Raw genomic sequence first — 2,421 nt, 5'->3', positions numbered from 1 at the left:
CTTGTGCATGTAGCACACAAGAAGTTATAAGCACAGGTATTAATTTCAATGTATTTCCTTTTTTCATAAATATTTTATTAGTTATAATGTTCTTTTTTACATTTGAATGCCATATTTTCAAGTTATAAATTCACAACAAAATTAACAAACAAATGAAAAAAAAACTAATTACATTTAAATACTACTAAATATAACAATTAAAAAGTTAAATAAAGTTTTTTAATCTAAAAAAATAACAAAAAAAAGAACTTAATTCAAAAAAAAAACGATTTAATTATCAATAATATATCCCATATTTTAGAAAAAGCTCCTATAAAATTAGGAGCTTTCATTTATTTATCATTTTTTACAAATCTTCTACTACAAATTCACTTCTTCTATTTTCTTGGTGTTTATAAGCTGGACACGGAACCCCTCTATAGCAATCATTAACTAACATAGAAGAACCAAACCCTCTACCTGTCAATCTACTACGGCTAACCCCTCTACTTACTAACCAATTTATAGTAGACTCTGCACGTCTTTGAGATAATTGGTAATTAAATCCATCTGATCCTGAGATATCTGTGTGTGAACGTACATCGATACGCATACTTGGGTACTTCCTTAACACTTCTAATATTTTATAAAGTTCTCTTTCTGCATCAGGGCGAATATTATATTTACCTAAATCAAAATAAATAGCATTTAATTTTAAGACTTTAAATAAGTCGTCCCCTTTCTTAATTTCTACTCCTGGTATCATTGTATCTACAGAAGCCCCAGAACCTCCTTCTAACCCAAAATCAAGTACAGCTCCATTAGATTTATTTAATGCTGGTAAACCAAGTTCTATTGTATTATACCCCTCTTTATCTACTCCAACAGTAAAGCTAACCGAACCTAACTTATCCTTAAACTCGTACTCTCCTTGAGCGCTTGTAGATACTTCTTCTATTAACTTGCGATTGTTATCATATAAAGACACTTTAGCTCCTGATATTCCATTTGAACTTAAAATATCATATACCTTACCTTTTATACTTTGGTAGAGTTCCATATCTATACCATCTATCTCACGTATAAAATATAAATCATCTTTTCCAACTCCTTCTGGTCGATTAGAAGTCATGAAACCAAACTTACAATTAGGATCTAGATAAAAAGCAAAATCGTCATAATTACTATTTACTGAATCCCCAAGATTAATTACTTCTCCAAATGAATTATCCTCATTAATCTTCACTCCATAAATATCTAATCCTCCAAAACCTGGGCGTCCATCAGAAGCAAAGTACAATACATTATTTGTGCTTATAAAAGGAAAACTTTCTCTTCCTTCTGTATTAATCTTATTCCCTAAATTCTCAGGACTCCCAAAACTCCCATTTTCTAATATCTGTACTCTATATAAATCTGACTGCCCATAAGAGCCCTCGCGATCTGACACAAAGTATAACCACTTCCCATCTGGGCTAATAGCAGGATGTGCTGTACTTGAATTCAACGAGTTAAAAGATAAACGCTCTATATTAGACCATTTCTTTTTACTATCTAACGTAGCTTTATATAACTCTACTCTAACAATTCCCTCCTGTTTTTTTAATGCATCTCTATTGTTACTAGAAAAATACATCGTTTGCCCATCAAGGGAGAAAGTAGGTGTAGATTCATTTAATTTTCCTTCTATCTGTTTTGAGAATGGTTTAGACTCACCTACATACCCATCTATATAAACAGGTGCTGCATATAGCTTTGTAAAAGGATCATTTGTCCAACTGTGAATACCTGGATAATAGTCAGTTCTATTCTGAGATGAGGCAAATATCATATGACCTTTATACATAGCTGCTCCATACTCAGAATAAGTTGTATTCACATTATCCATTAATGTTGCTGTAAACGCTCCGGGATTTGACTTTATCGTCTCTAAATATTTCTTATCTGCAAGATATAGTTTAACACGAAGATCTTCTTTAAACTTATCTGCCATCAAATCCATAACCTTATCTGCCCCTACATAATCTCCTTCACTTTTTAATGTCTGTACATATCGAAAATAAATATCAGCAGAAACGAATTCTGAACTTACTTCAACACTACTTAATATTTTACTATACCATTTATTAGCATCTTTATACATTCCATTATTATAATAAGCATCTGCAAGGTTTCTATATACTCCTTGACTAGTTTCTCCTCTTTTTATTGCAGCCTCATAACTTTTAATGGCATCACTAAATGATAAATGCTCAAATAAAAGGTCTCCATATTTTGCTGTTTTAATATTCTGCGCTAACGCAGTCATACCACACAACAATAAGAATATCGTAATTGGTTTAAATAGTATTTTGCCCATAAATCTATATTTATTTTTCAGCACTTGTACCTTCTTAGAAGAAACGAGCTGTACTAACTTTGTTGTATTTGTTAAACAAATCA

1 protein-coding gene is annotated in these 2,421 nt (G+C 31.3%); it reads right to left on the bottom strand.

Features of this window, described 5'->3' with window-relative positions; translation table 11 throughout:
* Positions 1-346 precede the first annotated feature (346 nt).
* Positions 347-2,421: OmpA family protein (locus AABL87_RS17635; protein ID WP_341277693.1), on the bottom strand; the 2,075-nt coding region annotated here is incomplete at its 5' end.

It is taken from the genome of Myroides sp. C4067, from assembly GCF_038039665.1.
Lineage (GTDB): Bacteria > Bacteroidota > Bacteroidia > Flavobacteriales > Flavobacteriaceae > Flavobacterium > Flavobacterium odoratimimum.
The sequence above is the reverse complement of the archived record's forward strand: the minus strand, read 5'-3'. Positions and strand labels throughout refer to the sequence as shown.